This window comes from Spirosoma migulaei, from assembly GCF_054776855.1.
In genome coordinates this window covers 546,947-567,108 of sequence record NZ_BAAHBG010000027.1, presented here as the reverse complement: position 1 = coordinate 567,108, position 20,162 = coordinate 546,947, and the positions used below count along the sequence as shown (strand labels likewise).

General features: G+C 48.6%; 18 protein-coding genes. 12 read left to right on the top strand and 6 right to left on the bottom strand.

The genetic code is table 11. From position 1 onward, the window contains the following. The first annotated feature begins 108 nt into the window (after positions 1–108). The 4 genes from ACYVGO_RS27240 (at position 109) to ACYVGO_RS27225 (ending at position 4,704) form a co-directional block, all read left to right on the top strand. The gene (locus tag ACYVGO_RS27240; protein WP_460971972.1) at positions 109–855 is read left to right on the top strand and encodes an RNA polymerase sigma-70 factor; all 747 of its coding nucleotides are present in this window, start codon (positions 109–111) and stop codon (positions 853–855) included. 3 nt (positions 856–858) lie between these two features. Further along, positions 859–1,920, top strand: coding sequence for a FecR family protein (locus ACYVGO_RS27235; RefSeq protein WP_460971971.1), 1,062 nt, complete (start codon positions 859–861; stop codon positions 1,918–1,920). A gap of 56 nt (positions 1,921–1,976) precedes the next feature. Continuing rightward, positions 1,977–3,830: an STN and carboxypeptidase regulatory-like domain-containing protein gene (locus tag ACYVGO_RS27230; RefSeq protein WP_460971970.1), complete on the top strand. Its 1,854-nt coding sequence runs from the start codon at positions 1,977–1,979 to the stop codon at positions 3,828–3,830. 136 nt (positions 3,831–3,966) lie between these two features. Then, on the top strand, positions 3,967–4,704 hold the full coding sequence (locus tag ACYVGO_RS27225) for a head GIN domain-containing protein (RefSeq protein ID WP_460971969.1): 738 nt from the start codon (positions 3,967–3,969) through the stop codon (positions 4,702–4,704). Positions 4,705–4,790: 86 nt separating this feature from the next. Here the strand turns inward: ACYVGO_RS27225 and ACYVGO_RS27220 are convergent, their stop codons facing one another. The 4 genes from ACYVGO_RS27220 to ACYVGO_RS27205 form a co-directional block, all read right to left on the bottom strand. Beyond that, the gene (locus ACYVGO_RS27220) at positions 4,791–5,816 is read right to left on the bottom strand and encodes an MlaD family protein (protein WP_460971968.1); all 1,026 of its coding nucleotides are present in this window, start codon (positions 5,814–5,816) and stop codon (positions 4,791–4,793) included. A 209-nt stretch (positions 5,817–6,025) separates the two neighbouring features. Then, positions 6,026–6,790: an ABC transporter ATP-binding protein gene (locus ACYVGO_RS27215; RefSeq protein ID WP_142772785.1), complete on the bottom strand. Its 765-nt coding sequence runs from the start codon at positions 6,788–6,790 to the stop codon at positions 6,026–6,028. Positions 6,791–6,812: 22 nt separating this feature from the next. After that, positions 6,813–7,622 carry an MlaE family ABC transporter permease gene (locus ACYVGO_RS27210; protein WP_142772786.1) on the bottom strand — a complete coding sequence of 270 codons (810 nt, stop codon included), beginning with the start codon at positions 7,620–7,622 and terminating at the stop codon, positions 6,813–6,815. Positions 7,623–7,913: 291 nt separating this feature from the next. Beyond that, entirely contained in the window at positions 7,914–8,747 is an 834-nt protein-coding gene (locus ACYVGO_RS27205) for a lytic transglycosylase domain-containing protein (protein ID WP_460971967.1), read from the bottom strand. 306 nt (positions 8,748–9,053) lie between these two features. Here ACYVGO_RS27205 and ACYVGO_RS27200 point away from each other — a divergent pair, with 306 nt between their 5' ends. From ACYVGO_RS27200 to ACYVGO_RS27180, 5 genes are all read left to right on the top strand, one after another. Continuing rightward, entirely contained in the window at positions 9,054–9,905 is an 852-nt protein-coding gene (locus tag ACYVGO_RS27200) for a CvfB family protein (protein WP_460971966.1), read from the top strand. 12 nt (positions 9,906–9,917) lie between these two features. Beyond that, positions 9,918–10,196 (top strand): Rdx family protein, encoded by a 279-nt coding sequence (locus tag ACYVGO_RS27195; RefSeq protein ID WP_460971965.1) that lies wholly within the window; start codon positions 9,918–9,920, stop codon positions 10,194–10,196. Between the two features lie 227 nt (positions 10,197–10,423). After that, a complete protein-coding gene (locus ACYVGO_RS27190) occupies positions 10,424–11,539 on the top strand; it encodes a lactonase family protein (protein WP_460971964.1) in 1,116 nt (371 codons plus the stop codon). A 6-nt stretch (positions 11,540–11,545) separates the two neighbouring features. Then, entirely contained in the window at positions 11,546–12,265 is a 720-nt protein-coding gene (locus ACYVGO_RS27185; protein ID WP_460971963.1) for a dioxygenase family protein, read from the top strand. A gap of 180 nt (positions 12,266–12,445) precedes the next feature. Beyond that, a complete protein-coding gene (locus ACYVGO_RS27180) occupies positions 12,446–14,152 on the top strand; it encodes an IlvD/Edd family dehydratase (RefSeq protein WP_142772791.1) in 1,707 nt (568 codons plus the stop codon). Positions 14,153–14,351: 199 nt separating this feature from the next. Here ACYVGO_RS27180 and ACYVGO_RS27175 read toward each other — a convergent pair whose 3' ends face one another. After that, complete coding sequence (locus ACYVGO_RS27175; RefSeq protein WP_460971962.1) at positions 14,352–15,710, bottom strand: PQQ-dependent sugar dehydrogenase; 1,359 nt, start codon at positions 15,708–15,710, stop codon at positions 14,352–14,354. Positions 15,711–15,936: 226 nt separating this feature from the next. Here ACYVGO_RS27175 and ACYVGO_RS27170 point away from each other — a divergent pair, with 226 nt between their 5' ends. Both ACYVGO_RS27170 and ACYVGO_RS27165 read left to right on the top strand, forming a co-directional pair. Then, positions 15,937–17,271 carry a PQQ-dependent sugar dehydrogenase gene (locus ACYVGO_RS27170; RefSeq protein ID WP_460971961.1) on the top strand — a complete coding sequence of 445 codons (1,335 nt, stop codon included), beginning with the start codon at positions 15,937–15,939 and terminating at the stop codon, positions 17,269–17,271. A gap of 85 nt (positions 17,272–17,356) precedes the next feature. Further along, positions 17,357–18,133 (top strand): SDR family NAD(P)-dependent oxidoreductase, encoded by a 777-nt coding sequence (locus tag ACYVGO_RS27165; RefSeq protein WP_460971960.1) that lies wholly within the window; start codon positions 17,357–17,359, stop codon positions 18,131–18,133. A gap of 89 nt (positions 18,134–18,222) precedes the next feature. Here the strand turns inward: ACYVGO_RS27165 and ACYVGO_RS27160 are convergent, their stop codons facing one another. Further along, a complete protein-coding gene (locus ACYVGO_RS27160) occupies positions 18,223–19,143 on the bottom strand; it encodes an EamA family transporter (protein ID WP_142772794.1) in 921 nt (306 codons plus the stop codon). A gap of 206 nt (positions 19,144–19,349) precedes the next feature. Here ACYVGO_RS27160 and ACYVGO_RS27155 point away from each other — a divergent pair, with 206 nt between their 5' ends. After that, entirely contained in the window at positions 19,350–19,919 is a 570-nt protein-coding gene (locus ACYVGO_RS27155; protein WP_460971959.1) for a DJ-1/PfpI family protein, read from the top strand. The last annotated feature ends 243 nt before the right edge of the window (positions 19,920–20,162 follow it).

Here is a 20,162-nt window from a genome sequence, read left to right as displayed (position 1 = left end):
GACAGCCCATTTGCCAATCACCCCCATATGAATTATTTATTTTGAAGGGCCATAGGGGTAAACCGTTTACTAGGTGTCATAGGGCTGATCAAGTGTGTGTAGCGAAAAATGATAGCTTTGCAGCCTCCTATCATCCATAAGTCCAGAGTAGTGCCACCGATTGAGCAGGACATACTTTCGGCCATCCGAGACGGCAATGAGCGGGCATTTGAGTCGGTGTTTCGACAGTACTATGCGCCCTTGTGCCGGTATGCCCGTCAGTTTCTGCCCGACTCCGATGAAGCCGAAGAAGAAGTTCAGGCTATGTTTCTGACCGTTTGGGAAAAACGAGATGATTTGTACATTTCCGTTTCCCTGAAGTCATATCTGTATCGGGCGGTACATAACCGATGCCTGAATCGAATTAAACACGCGTCCGTTCGAGAGGAGCATCGGGAGCATACGCGTTATCTGGGTGAGGCAACCGCAGAATCGCCCATGCAGATGCTTCTTGGCGACGAACTGGCTGTTCTGGTACAGCAGGCGATAAAGAAGTTACCTGAACAGTGTCGACTGGCGTTTACCCTGAGCCGGTTTGAGGAGTTGACTTATGGTGAAATTGCCGACCAGTTGGGTATTTCCAGTAAAACGGTTGAAAACCAGATTGGGAAAGCCCTTCGTATCTTACGTACTGAACTGAGCGACTATTTACCAATTGTATTGGTGGTAATGTATAATGTACAATGGATAATGAATAATGTACCCTGGCTAATGGATAACGTACCCTGGTTTGGCCGTCAGGGATTGCTTCAAATGATAGTAATTACTCATTTGGCATTGTCCATTATCCATTATTCATTATCTATTCATCTATAAGTCATGGCCGATCAACAACCCATAGACGACGCCCTGCTGGGCAAGTTTCTGGCGGGCGAAACCGATCCAGCCGAATCGGCACGGGTGCGGGCCTGGCTTTCGAATCGTAATGGCAATAAGTCAGAACCGAGTCAAGACGACTTTGCCCGCTTTGAACGCATCTGGGAAGCCGCTGAACCGGACGAACAACCGGCCGTTGATACCGATGCTGCCTGGCGGGCTGTTCGGCAGAAGATGCGAACGACGGACCGGAATGCCATACCTCGCGCTGAGCCAATTATCAAACCGTTGCCTGCACCGAGAAATGAAGGACAGACTGGCTGGAACCAGCCAATTTATCGGCTGGCGGCTGTACTGGCGCTGGTATTGAGCTTTGGCTGGATCGTATACAAGTTCCGCTTTATGGGGGAGGAGCATCATGCCATGAACCGGATGACATTAGTGACCAACGATAACAAAATCAGCAAAACATTGCCTGATGGGACCCGTGTTTTCCTGAATCGACACTCGACCTTAACCTACCCACTTGCCTTTACTGGTGACCGACGTGAGGTTACTTTAACGGGTGAAGCCTTCTTTGACGTAACCCCCGATGCCAGTCACCCGTTTCGTATTTCGGTTCGTAACAGTGTTGTGCAAGTCCTGGGAACATCCTTTAGTGTGCAAGCCTATGATGCCAATGTAAGCGTGGCTGTCCGGACGGGGAAAGTGAAATTTTCGCACGGACGAGCTAATGTGTTGCTCACGAAAGATCAGCAGGCAACCCTTGAGTCTTCGGCTGATACGATTCGTCGGATGCCACAAGTAACACCCAATGCTTTTGCCTATAAAACAGGGCAACTCGTATTCGACAATGAGCCATTACGCGATGTGGTTCAGGCCATTAATCAATTTTACAATGCTGATGTTCGACTGGCGAATGCGCAGTTGGGCAACTGCCGGTTAACCACCCGATTCGATAAAACATCGTTAGATGATGCATTGGCGGTTACGGCTGAAACACTCAGTTTACGGATACGGCACGAAGGAAAACAGGTTATTTTAGAGGGTATTGGTTGCCAATGAATAGGGGGAGACGACCAGATGACTGTCCTGGTTTAAAACCATCAGAAATCAGTTCAATGCGCCATTTCATTTTTCTACTTTACTTGTTCGTATCCGTACGGCTGTTTGCCCAATCGGTACCACCCCTCGACCGGGTTATTTCGGTCGATATTCGAAATGAAAAAATTGAAAGTGCCCTTCGCCAGATTAGTCGCGCCGGCCACTTTGAATTTTCGTACAACCCAACCCGAATCGACGGCAATGCGGTTGTAACGCTGCGATTGGTGAATACACCCGTTCGGGAGGTGCTCAATCGGGTATTCCAGAATCAGGTAAGCTACAAATCGCGGGGCAATCACGTTATTCTCGTTCGGTCTGACCTACCCGAAGCTACGCCGAAAAACTTCCTGCTCGATGGCTACATTCTGGACGAAAAAACAGGCGAACGCATCGCACAAGCCAGTATATTCGAGAAAACAACCCTGGCGTCAACCGTCAGCAATCCATTCGGTTATTACCGGCTTCGGCTTTCGACAGATCTGCCAACGGTTCGTCTGGATGTTCGGAAGCAGGCCTATATTGGCGAAACGGTCCTGATTCGGTCACGAAGTACACACTCGATCAGTATCCGGATGACGCCCATACCCGCTCGTTTGGCCGTGGAAACATTGCCCATACGCGTAACCGAAGATACGATCAGACCGGCAGGAACACTGGCTTCTGTACCCGTTGAATTGCCAGCGGTCGCGCCCGATTCAACCTCACAGCAACAATCTGTATCCGTACTTGATCAGGGACGGCAGCGTATCACTCGGCTTTTTGTATCAGCCCAACAAGCTATTCACGATGTTAATCTCAACCGCGATACCCTATATCGAGACTGGCAGGTGTCGTTTCTGCCCTTTATAGGAACCAATCATCGCCTGAGCGGACGAATCAGCAATCGTATTTCCGTGAATATCCTGATGGGCTACTCGTTTGGTGTTCGTGCTTTTGAGGTTGGCGGGTTGATGAATTTGGTACGAACCGATGTTCAGGGCTTTCAGGCGGGTGGACTGGCTAACATAGTAGGCGGGAAGGTTACGGGTGTACAACTGGGCGGGCTGGCTAATTACACGAATCGGGAGGTCGTTGGTGTACAGGCCGGGGGCTTGCTTAACACGGCTGGAAAGACAGTCACTGGCGCTCAGGTAGCGGGCCTGGTGAACTTTGCCAATCAGGAGGTACAGGGCGGGCAAATCGGTGGATTACTCAACATAGCTGGTCGGTCCGTTGAGGGGATTCAGCTGGCGGGGTTAGTAAATTATGCGCAGGCTGATGTACAGGGCTGGCAGATAGGGGGGATTTTAAACAGTGCCCGTCGTGTCACTAAAGGCCTTCAGATTGGGCTGATTAACATAGCGGATTCGGTAGGTAGCGTTCCCATTGGTTTGCTAAGTTTCGTACGAAAGGGTGGCTATCAGCGTATTGAAGTAGCGGCTACTGAAGTTAACGTACTGAATGTAACGTTGAGGACAGGTACTAAACGGCTATACAACATCCTGACGGCAGGTCATAGCTTCGATCGGTTGGGTAGTCCTCGCCTGAGTGCAGGATATGGACTTGGTACTGCCTTTACGCTTTCGCGGGCAACCTTACTAAATCTGGAGGGTACTTATCACCATCTATTTTATTTCGACAGAGTCTATCAGGCAACGAATGGCTGGAACAATCAGATTCGCCTGAGTACATTAATCGAAGCGAAACTTAGCCGCCATGTGTCGCTGGCATTTGGGCCATCGGTCAACTGGTATTTTAGTACCGATGGTACAACTCATCCTTTACTACAACCTGACGTTTCGCTTTTCGCTGACCGAACAGATGCCTACAGTAATGCCCATCACTGGGGCTGGATTGGCTTCCAGGTCGGACTGCGTTTTGGTAACTCGTAAGCTGCAAGGGGTGACGGGCCTTATTGCGTAATGTCGGTTATAAGTAACCGACATCACGCAATACAATAAAAAAGCTCTCTCCCATAGGGGTATTCATCTTTCCAGTTGTCATGATCCAAAAAACAACTGAATCGACATGAACACCACCAACAGCCTGAAGCAGAAACACCACCAGGTATGCTCCATTTACTTACTTTTCTTCCTGCTAACCTTATCGGGTTGCTCCTTACTACGGGAGGATGTAGGTCCCTATCAACCTGATCAGCAAACCTATGCGCTTACCAATTTTGACCGGCTTGATATGGGGAGTGCCTTTATCATTACTGTACAGCAAGGGCCTACATTCAGCATTACCGTTGAAGGGGATCGCCGAAATCTGGATGACCTGGACGTGTATACGCGTAATGGAACGCTCAAGGCCCAGTACCGGATTGCCCGCAGCCGCAACTACCCAACCACGTTCCGGATTACGATGCCGACCCTGCGTGGTGTTGATTTCTCGGGAGCCAGCCGTTCTACACTTACCGGATTTACGAACCTGACTGATCTGGATATTAGTTTATCCGGTGCATCGGAGTGTCAGTTTGTTGGACAGGCTAGCCGGACAACCGTTGACTTGTCGGGGGCTTCTTCGTTGCAATTGAGTGGACAGGGAACATGGCTATCGGCGGAGTTGTCCGGTGCATCCAGTTTACAGGCGTTTGGGTTCCCTGTTGATAATGCAGGCGTAGGTGCATCCGGAGCAAGTAAAGCAAACGTCAGTGTAAATGCCTCGTTGGTGGTTGAGGCCAGTGGGGCGAGTACGATCCGATACAGAGGAACGCCTGCGGTGTCAAAGCGAGTGAGTGGGGCTAGTACAGTGCAAGCTGAATAGATGAAATGAAAATACCCCTTTCCTGTAGTGAACAAACTCCACTACAGGAAAGGGGATTTAGCGATAAAAGCCTGGACAATAAGCGCTTACGGCTTTGCTGTTGCTGCGCTATCAGCCTTTTGTTTGGCAGTTTCTTTCGCTTGTTTTTTGAAAAATCCACGCAAGAGAAAATTGCTCTGGGCGGCCTTCAGGTCTTCATTAAGCAACACACTACTCTTACTTAAGTTACGGATCGTTGTGCGCAGGTTTCCCGCCGTTTCCTGATCGGTGAGCAGAACACCCAGCGGACTATTGGTATTATTCAGTTTTTCAGAAGCCTTGTTCAGGTTTTCGGACGTTTGCCGAAGCGTACTCACGCTCTGATCAGCAGCCGTAACGGCGGATTCGAAGCGGGAGGCCGATCGGCTTAAACGCCTGAATACGGTAGTGTCGGTAACTAACTCATTGGCCAACGTCCCTTTCGTGTTGAGCTTAGCCGCAAACTGCGATACTGAGCCGGTTACTTTTACCGTGTTATCCGATGCACGTTCCAGGTTTTTCATCGCCTTCTTGAAGTTTTCGGCAACCAGCGAATCGGTCAGAACGGCCCCTACAGTGCCTTTGCCCTTCCGAAGATTGCCCACCAGCTCTTTAAAGTCGTTGGTAACCTTCAGCAGATTATTGTTGTTTTCTTGTAAGGTGCTCATAATCTGATCCGAGCTTAAGGCTTCCGAGGTTTTGAGCCGGGCCCCGTCTTCTACTTCGGGATGGCTCGTTGTACCACCCGCAATAACGACGATTTTGTTGCCAATCAGCCCATCGCTGCTAATGCTGGCCGTGGCATCCTGCCGAATGTACTGCTGTGAGCTTTCTTCAATATTCATATCGACCTCTACCTGGGCTGTCCCATAGAAGCTGATGCGTTTAACTGTGCCAATCTTTACGCCCGAAAACCAGACGTTATTACCCGCTTTTAGCCCGCCTACATCCTTGAAAATAGCAATGACCTTGATGCTACTGGTAAAGCGTTTCTGTTGCCCGCCCAGTACAAACACGCCAGCGACAAAAATCAAGATACCCAGTAGGACAAAAATGCCGACAATGACGGAGCGCTTTGTTGATTCGGTACTCATTCGTTTAGTGGTTCAATCGTATAGTGAGTGCAGTAGGCGTTGGGAAGTAAGGGTAGTGGATGTAGTTCATGAAGTAGGTGCAGTTGGTGTAATGGGTGAAGTGGGTAAAATGTTTAGAAATCCATCTATAACCACGCCACTTAGTTACCTTACTTCACCAAATCGACCACTTCACGTATTCCACTTAATTTACCTACTTCACTAGTCTACTACTTCACGAAATTATAATTATAAAACTGTTGGATGCGTTCGTCAGGGTCGGCGAAGACTTCATCGAATGTGCCGACTCGTTCAAATTTCCCATCCAGGAGCATGGCCACGCGGTCGCCGGTACTTTTGGCACAGGTTAGATCGTGGGTAATGATAATCGACGTAGCACCCAATTGTTTGCGCACATCGTTGATTAGGTTATTGATTTCAATACTTGTAATTGGGTCCAGACCGGCCGTTGGCTCATCGTACAGCATAATTTCTGGTTTCAGAATCAGCGTTCGGGCAATACCCACCCGTTTCCGCTGACCACCCGATAGTTCCGACGGCATCTGGTTGATGGTTTGAGCAAGGCCAACATCCGCTAGTGCTTTTTCAACCCGCTCATCAATTTCGGCCCGGCTCAAATCCCGAACATTCCGAACCAGCGGAAATTCCAGATTTTCCCGGATACTCATACTGTCATAGAGGGCACTGCTTTGAAACGAAAAGCCAACTTTCTGCCGGAATGCATCTAACTCTTTTCCTTTCAGCTGTTCCACGTCCTCGCCAAGTACCATCACGCTTCCGGCATCGGGTTTAAGCAGACCGACCATGATTTTAATCAAAACGGATTTACCTGTACCCGAACGACCCAGTACAACCACATTTTCACCCTGTTGAACATCTAAATTAATACCACGTAATACGTGTAGATCGCCAAATGACTTACGTAGGCCATGGATTGAAATAATAGGTTCAGTGGGTTTATTGGTCTTACTCATAGATTATTCGATAACTTTCTGCTTACCGAAAAGCCGATATAATTTGAAGCGATAGCAACTCTTCAATGAAAACTAAAAACATGGCTGTCACAACGGATGAATTGGCCGCCTTACCGACGCCCTCAGTACCTTTCGACGAGTGGTAGCCTTTGTAACAACCCACCATTCCAATCGTAAAACCAAACACGATCGACTTGGTTACGGAGGCAAAAATGTCGACGTACGATATAGCACCAAATACCTCCTGGATAAACGAGATAAAACTTGTCTGTTCATTCAGGTTAACATTAATGTAAGCCCCCATCAGCGCTACAAAAATGGTGTACATGGTCAGAATTGGAATGGTAATCGACGTGGCCAGTACGCGGCTCACAACCAGGAACTTGAATGGATTGGTGCCCGATACTTCCATCGCATCGATTTGCTCGGTTACATTCATGGAACCCAGCTCAGCCCCAATACTCGAACCAACTTTACCGGCGGCTATCAAGGCCGTAACAAGCGGACCTAAGGCACGTACAATGGCAATGGCAATTAATGAGGGTAACCAGGATGTAGCACCAAATTCAGACAGCGAAGGCCTCGACTGGTTGGTAAATACGATACCCGTAATGAAGCCAGTTGTTGAAATCAGCAACAACGACCGATAGCCCACTTCGTAGCATTGTCGGACAATTTCTTTGAATTCGTATGGAGGGAGGCCCACTTCCCGAAAGAAACGGCCAACAAAAGCCGCTACATCGGCCAGGTTAAGAAAGAATTTATCGAACCGTTGGGTGATAACAGCACGGTTCGATGTCGATTTGCTCGGTTTAGTTGTGTCAGACTGCATTCAAACGCTGGATGGAGAAAGAGCCGACAAGATACGCACCCAGTGGCTGTATCCTATAAACTGATTTACGAACCAGTGGTTTTAATTTGATAAAAAGTAGCCTACCCTCAGCAATATTGTTGAGGGTAGGCTATGCATTTTCAGGGCTAATTCTTTATATTTCTTTGATCCTGAGATTACTAATGTCCTGACTGTCAGAACTGAGAAATAGGATTCTAGTAGCGAAAATAAATTTCTTTTCAGGCACTAGAATCAACAGGATCTTTTGGGCCACTAGAATCCATAGACTATTTAGGCAGCCTGTTGAAATCCGGTAGGCCGCCAGGGACGGAACACCGTTTGCGTGGCAGGGGCCGGCGACAGAAATGACGAATAATCGTTTGGTCGTGACATCACTTCTTTATACAGCAATACCCGGTAAAGGTAATAGCGGGTTTCGCGGGGCAGACTCATCCGGTAATAATCCCGGTGATCATGCCGTTTGAGTTGATTTTTAAGCAAACCCGGTCCAGCATTATACGCAGCCGCTACCAATGACCACGACCCCAGTTGCGTATACAATGTCCGTAAATACCGACAGGCCGCATCCGTGGCTTTTTGAACATTGAACCGTTCGTCGATCCGTTTGCCAACTTTTAGGCCAAGGTCCCGGGCTGTACCCGGCATGAGCTGCCAGTAACCGGCAGCACCCGCCCGCGAAATAGCTCTGGGCCGAAGGGCACTCTCCGCCAGCGGCACGTACCGAAAATCGTCGGGAATGCCGTATTTCTCTAAAATTGGATTGATGATTGGGAAAAACGTATCGGCCCGCTGACGGAGATCGCCAAGGTCGCTGGCGTGGGGACGAAACAACGTAAAAACATGTTTCCAGCGATCAACTACGTCAAGTTGATCGAGGGGTAAGCACTCTCCACAGAAATCAACATCGAGCAGCGGTAGTTCAGGGGCTGTGGTGATGACTGGTCTGAGCATTGATGATGAAGCTGACCGGTCATTACCGGAGGAGGTGGCATCCGATTTGGCGACTATGCTGGTTTTAGAGAGATTGAGGAGCGAGGCCGGGCTTACTTGCAGGGGAATAAACTTTGCGGCAATGGCAACAGCCGGGCGTAATGCGGCTATCAAAACTGAAAATCCAATACGTTTAAACAAAACTCAATTCAGGATGGTACTGGGTGTATAACGTTCATTGAGTGAGTATTAGTGTCCTGATAATCAATCGTATACTTGAATTGCCTTTTTGTCGGAATGAACTAATCCAGGTCTGTTGACCTGAACCAACTGAGGGTCAATAGCTTCTCCAGCCAAAGTTGTTAACGTATACGGCCAAACCGTTTCTTCAACTTTGGCAACGGTGGCCCGCTTAAAAATTCCTAACTTTCGGCTGTGCTCTCGCCCCTGGTACACGGGTGGCGATCGTGTTTAGTACTTATGATTGAGATCGGACGAATCAATACCTTAACGGCTCTTCGCGAAACCAGCGTTGGGTTCTTCCTCGGTGACCTGTCAGACAGGAAAACCCAGGATTTCAGTAACGACATATTATTACCCAATAAATATGTTCCCGACACGCTGGCTGTCGACGATGACATTGACGTGTTTGTCTATACAGACTCGGAAGACCGTCCCATTGCTACAACCCTAACGCCCGCTATTCAGCGCGACGAATTTGCTGCTTTACAGGTGGTAGCCGTTTCGAAGGCAGGGGCCTTTCTGGACTGGGGGTTAGAAAAAGACTTGCTGGTGCCTCATCGGGAACAGGCCCGCCCTATGGAAGTTGGCCAGTGGTACGTGGTGTTTATGTACCTGGATAGGAGCACGAATCGCTTAGTAGCATCGAGCAAAGTAAACCGATTTCTGGACCCCGACGTGCGCGATTTACAGGTAGGAGATGAGGTACAATTGCTTGCCTTCGAAACGACTGATCTGGGAGTAAATGTCATCATCAACAACCGTTACAAAGGTCTGATCTACGCCAACGAGATTTTTCGAACCGTTCGGCCGGGCGACCCGCTCATTGGGTATATTAAAACGGTTCGTGATGATAACCTCGTAGATGTAAGCCTGCAAAAAGCTGGTTTTGAGAATGTAGAGCCCAATGCCCGCCGTATTCTGGCTACGCTCAAAGCCGAAAATGGATTTCTGCCACTCACCGACAGTAGCCCGCCCGATGCTATTTACAGCGCGCTGGAAATGAGTAAGAAGACGTTCAAAAAGGCAATCGGAACGCTATACCGCGAGCGAAAAATTGTGCTGGAAGAGGGGGGAATTCGACTGCTTTGATCGTATATGCCTATGAAACCTACGATCACGCTGGAATACTGCCCCAAATGTGGCTGGCTACTTCGGTCAGCCTGGATGGCGCAGGAATTACTGACTACGTTCACGGATGATATTCACGGCGTGTTGTTACACCCTTCTGAATGTAGTGGGCGTTTTTCTGTCCGGGTCGATGAGCAGACAATCTTTGATCGAAAAGTAACGGGTCGGTTCCCGGAGATAAAAGAACTGAAACAACTTGTTCGGGATGTAGTGAATCCTGAAAAAGACCTCGGCCATTCGGATCGAAAATAAGGGTCTGTGTTGAACAGAACCAGTTGATTTTATTGAGGAGGGAAGCATAAGCCAGCAGAGAAAAGAGGATTTGGTAAACCTGAACCGCTTAGGGATAGAAAAGCCGGGTGAAACCGCACAGGAAGGAGGAGTAGCTCTGAACAAGGCAGATGCTTTAGTAATGGAAGCTGTTCCTGCAAAAACTAAATGAGCCAATTCTGTTCGTTTAACCGTTTAAGACCTATACAATGCCTATAAAGTACGTACTGCTGGCTGGATTTTTGTGTTTGATGAGCCAGTTTAACTTCGCACAAAGTCCTGATTACTACCTCTATGTGGGTACCTACACTCGTAAAACCAGCGAGGGTATTTATGTATTCCGATTCAATACTCAAACGGGCGATTTCACGCCGGTGAGCATTGCCAAAGGGGTTACAAATCCTTGTTTCCTGGCAATTTCTACTGACCACCGCTTTTTGTATGCGAATGGGGGTAACACCGGTGATTCTGTTCGTGCCTTCTCCATTGATAAAGAATCACACAAACTAACCCTGCTCAACTCTGAGGCTTCGGACGGAAAAGGAGGAGCGCATATAGCCGTTGACAAAACGGGCAAGTGGGTAATTGTGGGCAACTACACTAGCGGTAGCGTTAGTGTATTACCTACTAAAGCGGATGGTTCTCTCGGTAAAGTGAGCCAGGTTATTCAGCACGAAGGCAAAAGTATCGACCCCGAACGACAGACGAAACCCTATGTGCATTCCATCAATATTGCCCCCAATAACAAAGACGTCTTTGTACCTGATTTGGGAACCGATAAAATAGTGACCTACGCACTGGATGCAAAAACGGGACAACTCGCAGCGGGTAATCCACCATTCACGGCCGTCACCCCAGGCTCTGGTCCGCGCCATTTTACGTTTCATCCGACTGGGAAGTTTGCCTATGTTATTCAGGAAATGGGTGCCACCATTACGGGTTTCACCTATAAAAGTGGGGCCTTGGAAACCATCCAGACAATAAAGCTGCTTCCCGAAGAGTACACTGGTCGCAAATGGGCTGCCGATCTTCATATATCACCTGATGGGAGGTTCCTGTACGGCTCTAATCGTGCCCACGAGAGTCTGACGATTTTTAGTATCGATCCCAAAACCGGGCAACTCACCCTCGTGGATCATCAGCCGGTGAATGGTAAAACGCCCCGCAATTTCGCAATTGACCCGACTGGCAACTTTGTGCTGGTGGCCAATCAGGATTCGGACAACATCACCATTTTTAAACGGGATAAACAAACCGGCAAATTGACGCCCACGGGGAAAGAGATTGCGGTGTCAATGCCCGTTTGCCTGAAATTTATTCCTTAAGAGAGAATGATGAAGCCCACCATCTATTTATTCGTTTGGGCAATTTGCCTGCCTCTGGTCTGTCAGGCGCAGAAATGGGGAGAGAAAATCAATACGTTAAGGGCGCAACTAACCACACACGTCACACATGCCGTTTATGATTCACTCCATTTTATTATAACTGAGCACTATCTGCAAGTAACTGCCGAAGAACGGAATAAGATTAGAGATAGCCTTAGAAAACACGCTCACTGGTCAACGGAGAAACTCTGTACAGATACTGAAAAAGGCGAAAAAATCATCATCAGCGGACGCGTAGTCGATGAGCAGAACAAACCAATTCCTACTGTTCAACTGGCTATTTTTCAAGCCGATAATAACGGTTACTACGCACCGCCGGATTCGGTTTCGAAAAAGATGAGCGAAAACGACCCCCGCCTTTTTGGGTTTATAACGACCGATAAATCAGGGAATTATTCGTTTCAAACGATTCGGCCCGCCAGCTACCCTATCCAATACAATGGATGTACGACTCCGCAACATATTCATATCAATACGAACGCAGTGGGCTATAACGCACGTGCCATACAGATGGTATTTGAACGCGACCCAGCCATGAACGAGTCGTATTGGCAAGATTGGGCCAGGAAACAAAACTATCCAGTTGTCAGGTTGACAATTGGAAAAGATAAGCGTTTGTTCGGGGCGTATGACCTGGTTTTGACTCGGGTAGGCCAAGGAAAATAGACGAGTTGGGACTGCTATCTAACCGTTAACATACTCTACTCCAGCAGTAGTAGCCAGCTATATAGGCTGGTAACACAGGCTTAGTTGGGCCCATTGACTAATCGCAGGATAAAAGCCTTATCAAAAGTATAATGGGTGCAAAGGCGACTTTACTAACCACGAATCATTGCTTACATAAAAATGCCATTACGCTCCCGAGATTGGTTTGGCCGCACCGGAAAAGACGGCTTTATTTATCGTGCCTGGATGAAAAATCAGGGTTTCCCGCATCATGAGTTCGAGGGGAAACCGGTTATTGGTATCTGTAACACCTGGTCGGAACTAACGCCCTGCAACGCGCACTTCCGTGAGCTGGCCGAAGCCATTAAACGAGGTGTCTGGGAAGCCGGTGGTTTTCCGCTGGAGTTTCCGGTAATGTCGCTGGGCGAATGTCAGATAAAGCCGACCGCCATGCTGTTCCGTAATCTGGCCAGTATGGACGTTGAAGAAAGTATTCGGGGTAATTCTATTGATGGTGTTATCCTGATGTGTGGTTGCGACAAAACCACGCCTTCGCTTGTCATGGGTGCCTGTAGTGTCGATATTCCAACAATGGTGGTATCGGGTGGGCCAATGCTGGCTGGTCGGTTTAGGGGTAAGAAAATTGGTACCAGCGATGTATGGCGTTTTGCCGAAGCCTACAAAATGGGGGAAATGAGCCAGGCCGATTTTGTGGCTTCCGAAGCCAGTATGGCCCGTAGCCAGGGACACTGTGCCGTAATGGGTACAGCGAGTACAATGGCGGCCATGGTCGAGTCGCTGGGGTTGGCCCTTCCTGACAATGCCACCATTCCCGCAGCCGATTCGCGCCGGAAAGTACTGGCGCATATGACGGGTGTACGGATGGTTGAGCTGGTGAAAGAAAACGTAAAACCTTCACAGATTTTAACCCGGCAGGCATTTGAGAATGCCATTATGATTAATGCGGCTCTGGGCGGTTCTACCAATTTCATCCTGCATTTAACGGCCATTGCCGGACGAGTTGGCGTTGACTTGTCGCTGGATGATTTCGATACCTTATCGGCTAAAATTCCGTTACTGGCTAACCTGCAACCGTCTGGTGAGCATTTTGTAGAAGATCTGTTTTATGCTGGTGGGCTGCCCGCTATTATTCGTGAACTGCGCAATGTACTTAATAACGATGCGTTGACGGTGAATGGCCGGACAATCGGCGAAAACTGCGCCGAAGCCCAATGCTACGACCCTGCCGTAATTGCGTCGGTTGAGCAACCATTTAAACCTGAGTCGGGGATAGCGGTTTTGCGGGGTAATCTCTGTTTGAATGGAGCCGTCATAAAACCGTCGGCTGCGTCGCCCGCGTTGATGCAGCATACGGGTCGGGCGGTTGTGTTCGAGGATATCGACGACTACAAAGCCCGTATCGACGATCCGAATCTGGACGTTGATCCAACCTGTGTTTTGGTTCTGAAAAATGTAGGGCCAAAAGGCTATCCGGGCATGCCGGAAGTCGGAAATATGCAGCTACCGGCCAAAATTCTGGCACAGGGTGTTCACGACATGGTTCGCATTTCGGACGGTCGCATGAGTGGTACTGGTTTCGGAACGGTCGTGCTGCACGTATCGCCCGAATCGGCGGTTGGCGGGAACTTGGCTCTGGTGCAGAATGGCGATTTGATTACGCTCGACGTTGACAATCGGAGTCTACATCTGCATGTGTCCGATGAAGAACTGGCGGGACGATTGGTTCATTTTAAGCCCCTCGAGTTAGGCTACGATCGTGGTTATGTCAACCTGTATATCCGCCACGTAACACAGGCCCACGAAGGCGCAGATTTTGACTTTCTCCGCGGTGGCTCTGGAAGTGAAGTAAAGCGGGATTCGCATTAACCGTTTATAGTTTACAGTTTTCGGTTGGCTGACGCGTCAGCAACTAACGCATCAGCCAACCGAAAACCATAAACTGAAAACCGAAAACCTTTAATGGGAAACAAGATTGAATTTTGGGTGCCAAATAATGCCGAATATAAAAAACTCTGCATGGGTAAGACTACCTATTAACCGTTAACTGGTTTACAAATCAGTGGGACTATAATAGCCCTAATCGTAATTGCTGACCGCTCAAAAAGGTTAGTTGCCCACCTGGTTCATACGTAATCTGTCTGGCTAAGCTGGTTAAACCAGTTCCTATAGTCACAGCATGACGTACAACTGCCTGATCGCTTATGATTGGCACATGCCCGCACGACCAGATGGCGGAATCATGCCAGTCGCCATTTTTAGTAGTCTGACAGGTTTCACCCCTATAGATTATTTTAAAGAGTTTGGCTTCATTGTAACTCAGGTAATACAAATTTCCATCTGTACCCACGGTTAAACTCACGAGTAAGCCTGTTAGGGAATCGGCAAACGGTGATTTAACGGGTGCTGGGCCTGATATATCCAGTACGCTGATCCATTTGATGCAATAGTCCAGAAAAAAATACTTGCCAACGAACAAAGACGGGTAGGCGGGTATGGGTGGATTGTAAAATGTACCCCCTGTAATGGCACAGCCAATATCAGGGCCGCTATGCGGATACACATAGTATGGATTTGAAAAAGCAGGATTAGTACTAATTCCTTCTGCGATTGGCCAGCCAAAATTCTGCCCTCCAGTGGTGGCATCATTGATTTCCTCCCAGTTCTCCTGACCAACATCGTTGACGAAAAAGCGACCTGTTCCTGGCTGAAAGGTTAGTGTATACGGATTTCGTAAGCCATACGCCCAGATACGTTTTCTGGCTTCTGAACCGCTTGAGAACGGGTTCCCGGATGGCACACTGCCATCTGGATTAATCCGTAATACTTTGCCTAAGTAATTATCTAAATTCTGGGAATTAGGCGGATTGGCATTATCCCCTACACCTACATACAGCTTTTGATCGGGACCAAACGCCAGCGAACCCCCGTTGTGATTGGTTGCACTAAGTGGATCTAAGTCTAGAAGAATGAGCTCACTGCCAATACTTGCCACATCACTATTAGCTGTAAATCGACTGATCCTATTATGTGCAGCAACTGTTCCACTAGTGGGTACAGTATAGTAGAGGTAGATGTATTGATTGGTAGTAAAAGAAGGATCGAACGCTATACCCAGCAACCCACGCTCCACATTTGAATCAACGGTGAGTTGTAAAAATGGATCGGCTAATAGGGCTCCATTCTTGATAACGCGCAGATTGCCGTTCTGCTGGGCAACAAAAAGTCGGCCATCAGGTGCCGCCTGAACAACTGTGGGCTTAGTTAATCCGGAGGCTACAGCTACCTGTGTAAAGCTGTTGGGGAAAGTTTGAGCAATTGCTGTTTCAATAGCGAGGCAGAGAAGGGAAATGAGATAGACACTACTTCTACCCATCGACTTACTTTTTAGCGGGTAGGAGTCGTGTAACTTTAAGGTAGTTGGCACGATTTATTCACTGATTGTTCGTGACTATGTAGCAGCAAAAAGTACGCCGGATTGGTTAATGACCTGAACGTGGCTGAACATTCGAGTTGACGAAGCAGCCGTTTTAAATGGCTTACAAAGAAGAATACCTTCTACTAAATAATCATAAACATCACGCTTATGGCCTTATCGTCCGGCATTGAACTTGTGGGCATTTCAACAAACTGTCCAACTGTATACCTGGATCATGCGTCTTTTTTTGATCATTCTGGTTAGCTCAAAATTAATTGCCCAGACACCTAAGCTACGGTTATCCATGGAAGCCACTGGCTTGTATCGGCCCACAGATGTTGTCGTTCTAAGTCCAACGGAATTCCTGGTGTCACAAACAGATGGAAGGATACGGTTAATTCGCAATGGAGTGATTCAGACTAACTCGTTTCTGAATATCAATACAAAAATTAACGATGCAACCTGGGAGGGTATTTTTGGGATAACGTTGCATCCAAATTATGCCGCGAACGGCTATATCTATGTTCACTATTGTCGGACTGGCGACAGAGCTTCTGTATTTGCCCGTTATACCCGAAAAAGCACAAATCCCGATCAGGCCGATCCGGCTTCAGAATTAATTCTTTTTACGGTTCCTTATACCAATCCGCTGGGTGGACACCGATCGGGTCGGCTTGGTTTCGGCCCTGATGGCTATCTATACATAACAACAGGCGATTCGTCGCCCGGTCTGGTGGGATCAATCGGCGATCCGAACAAACTAGCGCAGAGCCTTCAAAACCTGTATGGGAAATTGCTTCGTATCGATGTGGATCATGGAAATCCGTATGCAATTCCCCCCACAAATCCGTATGCCAGCCCGACAGATGGCGTACCCGATGAGATTTATGCGTTAGGCCTTCGTAATCCATGGCGCTGGAGCTTTGATCGCCAAACCGGCGATTTCTGGCTGGGTGATGTGGGGCAGGATGACTGGGAAGAACTGAACTTTACGGCGGCTAACGCTCCGGCTCCGCAGAATTATGGCTGGCCTTGTTTTGAAGGCAGCCATCCCTATAATTCAACTTGTTCTACCAATGCAACTTACCATATGCCATTGTTAGACTATGCGGGTCATAATTCAGGGCAAATTGCATCCATTACGGGTGGATTTGTTTACCGGGGAAGCGCCTATCCGAATTTGCAGGGTTGGTATGTGTATGGAGATTATGCACGGGGCACCTTCTGGACCCTGAAACGGGAGAGTAATGGTACGTATCAGAATATTCGCCAACCGATAACCACACTAACAAGTCCCGTATCATTTGGCGAAGGGCCAAATGGCGAGTTGTACGTACTCTCTATGTCGGATGGTGTACTTTATCATCTTACCGATGAACCAATTGCCAGCAGGCAGAGTGGCAACTGGACCAGCTTAACAACCTGGAACTGCAATTGCCTGCCAGCGATGGAGGATGAGGTTATTATCTCGCCAGAGCACACCGTTTCCGTAAATCAGGCAACTCAGATTAAGTCGCTGACAATAAGAGGGAAGTTGTCCTTGAGTAGTGGAGGGCGTGTATCGTTTTAAGAGAAGCACTGCTGAGTATGCATCTTTAGGATGAAATTTCGCCTAAATTTCGCATCGATCCATCCTTAACCCTGATTTTTGTTGCATGACTGATTTTGCCCGACAGACTGCTCTGATTACCGGAGCCGGAACCGGTATTGGTTTCGCTATTGCCAAAGCCTTAACCCTACAGGGAGCCAATGTATTGCTCAACGATTATGATGACACACTAGCTTATACAGCGGCTGAAACGATTCGGGCAGCTATTCCACCCAATGGATCGGGCCAGTGCGAAGCGTATCCCGGCGATGCCTCCAATGTGCAGTTTATTCAGCAGATGGTCGAAACGGCGGTCAGTCGGTTCGGATCTGTCGATATCGCGATTGCCAACGCGGGGATCACCATCTTCGGCGACATATTCACAACGACGCCGGAGGCCTTTCAGAAAATTGTGGATTTGAATCTGAGAGGTAGCTTTTTTCTGGCACAGGCCGCAGCCAGACAAATGCGCGAACAGGGGAGAGGAGGGAGTGTGTTGTTTATGTCTTCCGTAGTGGGGCACCAGGCGCATCCGGGTTTACCGGTTTATAGCATGACGAAAGCTGGGCTTGAAATGTTGGCCAAGCAATTAGTCATTGATTTTTCGCCCCTCGGTATTACCGTCAATGCGATTGCCCCCGGTGCCACACTGACCGAGCGTACATTGGACGACCCGTCGTACATACCCATCTGGTCGAGAATTACACCCATGGGGCGACCCGCCACTGTAGACGACATAACAAACGCGGCCCTGTTTCTAATCGCACCTGCTTCCCGACACATTACCGGCCAAAGCCTGGTTGTTGATGGCGGCTGGACAAGTGTAAGCCCGCCACCGGTTTAGTGGAGTAGGTGGGGTGAGTTGAGTGAGTGGTGTAAGTGAAGTGAGTTAATGCGGGCTAGCCACTTACTCCACCTATTCCACTCACTTCACTACTTCCTCCCCAGTGTAATCAAAACAACCCCCACTAGAGCAACGATAGCGCCGATAAATGACTGGCTTGAAAAGATTTCTCCCGCAAATAAGGTGCCCAGAAGCATAGCCACAACGGGGTTCACAAAAGCATAGGTTGATAGTAATTGGGGAGTGGCATTCCGTGCCAGCCAGGCGTAGGAGGAGAAGCCGATGATACTGCCAAAAATGATTAAATAGACCATTGAGCCAATTGCTTTGGCTGGTGCATCCAGAATACTTAAGGGGGTAACCGGTTCAAGTAGCAGGCTGAGAATCAAGGTAGCAACCCCGCCTACAATCATTTGAATACCACTCGAAATCGTGCCGGATGGCAACGAAAGTCGCGGAGCCATCAGTGTACCAATGGCCCACGCAAAGTTGCCGGCTGCCACGAGCCCTACGCCAATCAGTTTCGAGTCCATACCACCTGCACCCTGTAAGTTATCCGGCTTAATTAGCAGATAAATCCCGATCAGGCCAATGACCAGGCCAGCCAGCGCCATATTACTTGGGCGTTGGCGCCCAAACGCGAACCAGTTTAGGGTAAGCAGGTAAACGGGCAATAGGCCGCCCAGCAGAGCCGCCATACCGCTCGGAATATATTGAAGTCCTACCGAAAGACAGCCATTGGCAATCGTAAGCAGCAGCACGCCAATAATACCTGCCGATCGCCATTCCTGCCGGGTAGGAGCAGGCGTACCCGTTAGTCGGGCATAGCTATACAGAATTGACCCGGCAATCAGATAACGAACAGAGACCATGTATAAGGGAGGCATCTGTTCGGTCATGAAATGAATGAACAGATAGGTCGACCCCCAAAGGATATACACAGAGACTAGATTCCCCCAAAGAGTAAGGCGGGTTGGGGTACTTGTAACAGGAGAGGAAACGGCTTGCATATAACACGAGGTACTTCTGCTGAGGTAACACCAAAACCGGGCATTTTTCTCCGCTACACGGTTTTATTTCGCTATTTCTAAGATTGGTTATGAAAAATCTAAGCAGAATATTATTTGGTAGGTAGGACGGGCCTGGTTGTTGGCTTCTGGTTGTTTAGCTGGCTAAACTGGCTGTTTTAACAAGTAGGTTCTAAATTCTTACATCCATGAATCGCAAAATTTTGATCGTCACCGGAGATGGTGGCGAAAGTTACGAAACCCTTTACGCCGTTCACCGCTTTCAGGAAGAAGGTGACACGGCCGTGATTGCCGCACCCAGCAAACGCCGACTCAACCTGGTGATGCACGATTTTGAAATCGGCTGGGATACGTATATAGAGCGCCCCGGCTATTGTCTGGCCTCAGATCTGGCTATAGAGGACGTGATCGTAGACGACTACGACGCCATTCTGCTATTGGGCGGTCGCGCCCCCGAATACCTGCGTAACCATGCCGTGCTGCTGGAGGTCGTGCGCGAGTTTGACCGGCAGGGCAAATGGGTCTTTGCTATCTGCCACGGTATCCAGATCCTGGTCACGGCCGGTTTAGCCAACAACCGAAATCTAACCGCCTACGAACATGTACGCACCGAAATCGAGATGGGTGGTGGCACGTATTCGACCCAACAGGCCATCCGCGACCGGAATATTGTAACGGGCCAGACCTGGCAATCACATCCCGATTTCTACCGCGAAGTCTTTGCGTGCCTCAAACATGCGGAACTTGTAGCGGAGTAGCCAATTTAGAAGCTGTTGCCGTGTTAACCGAAACCGACCGTTTCTGCCTTCTTTACACCCTTTTAAAGAAGACAGAAACGGTCGGCTTTTGTCGTTGAATTACCCGTAAAAGACACGTAATTTCCCCATTGTAAGGAATAGGCTATTGCTTTACTTTTAGCCACTATCAATCTATACCTAAATGGGGAAAGTGACTGATAATTAGTAAAAAGAAGTTTCGCATTATTGCGTACAATAGTATGT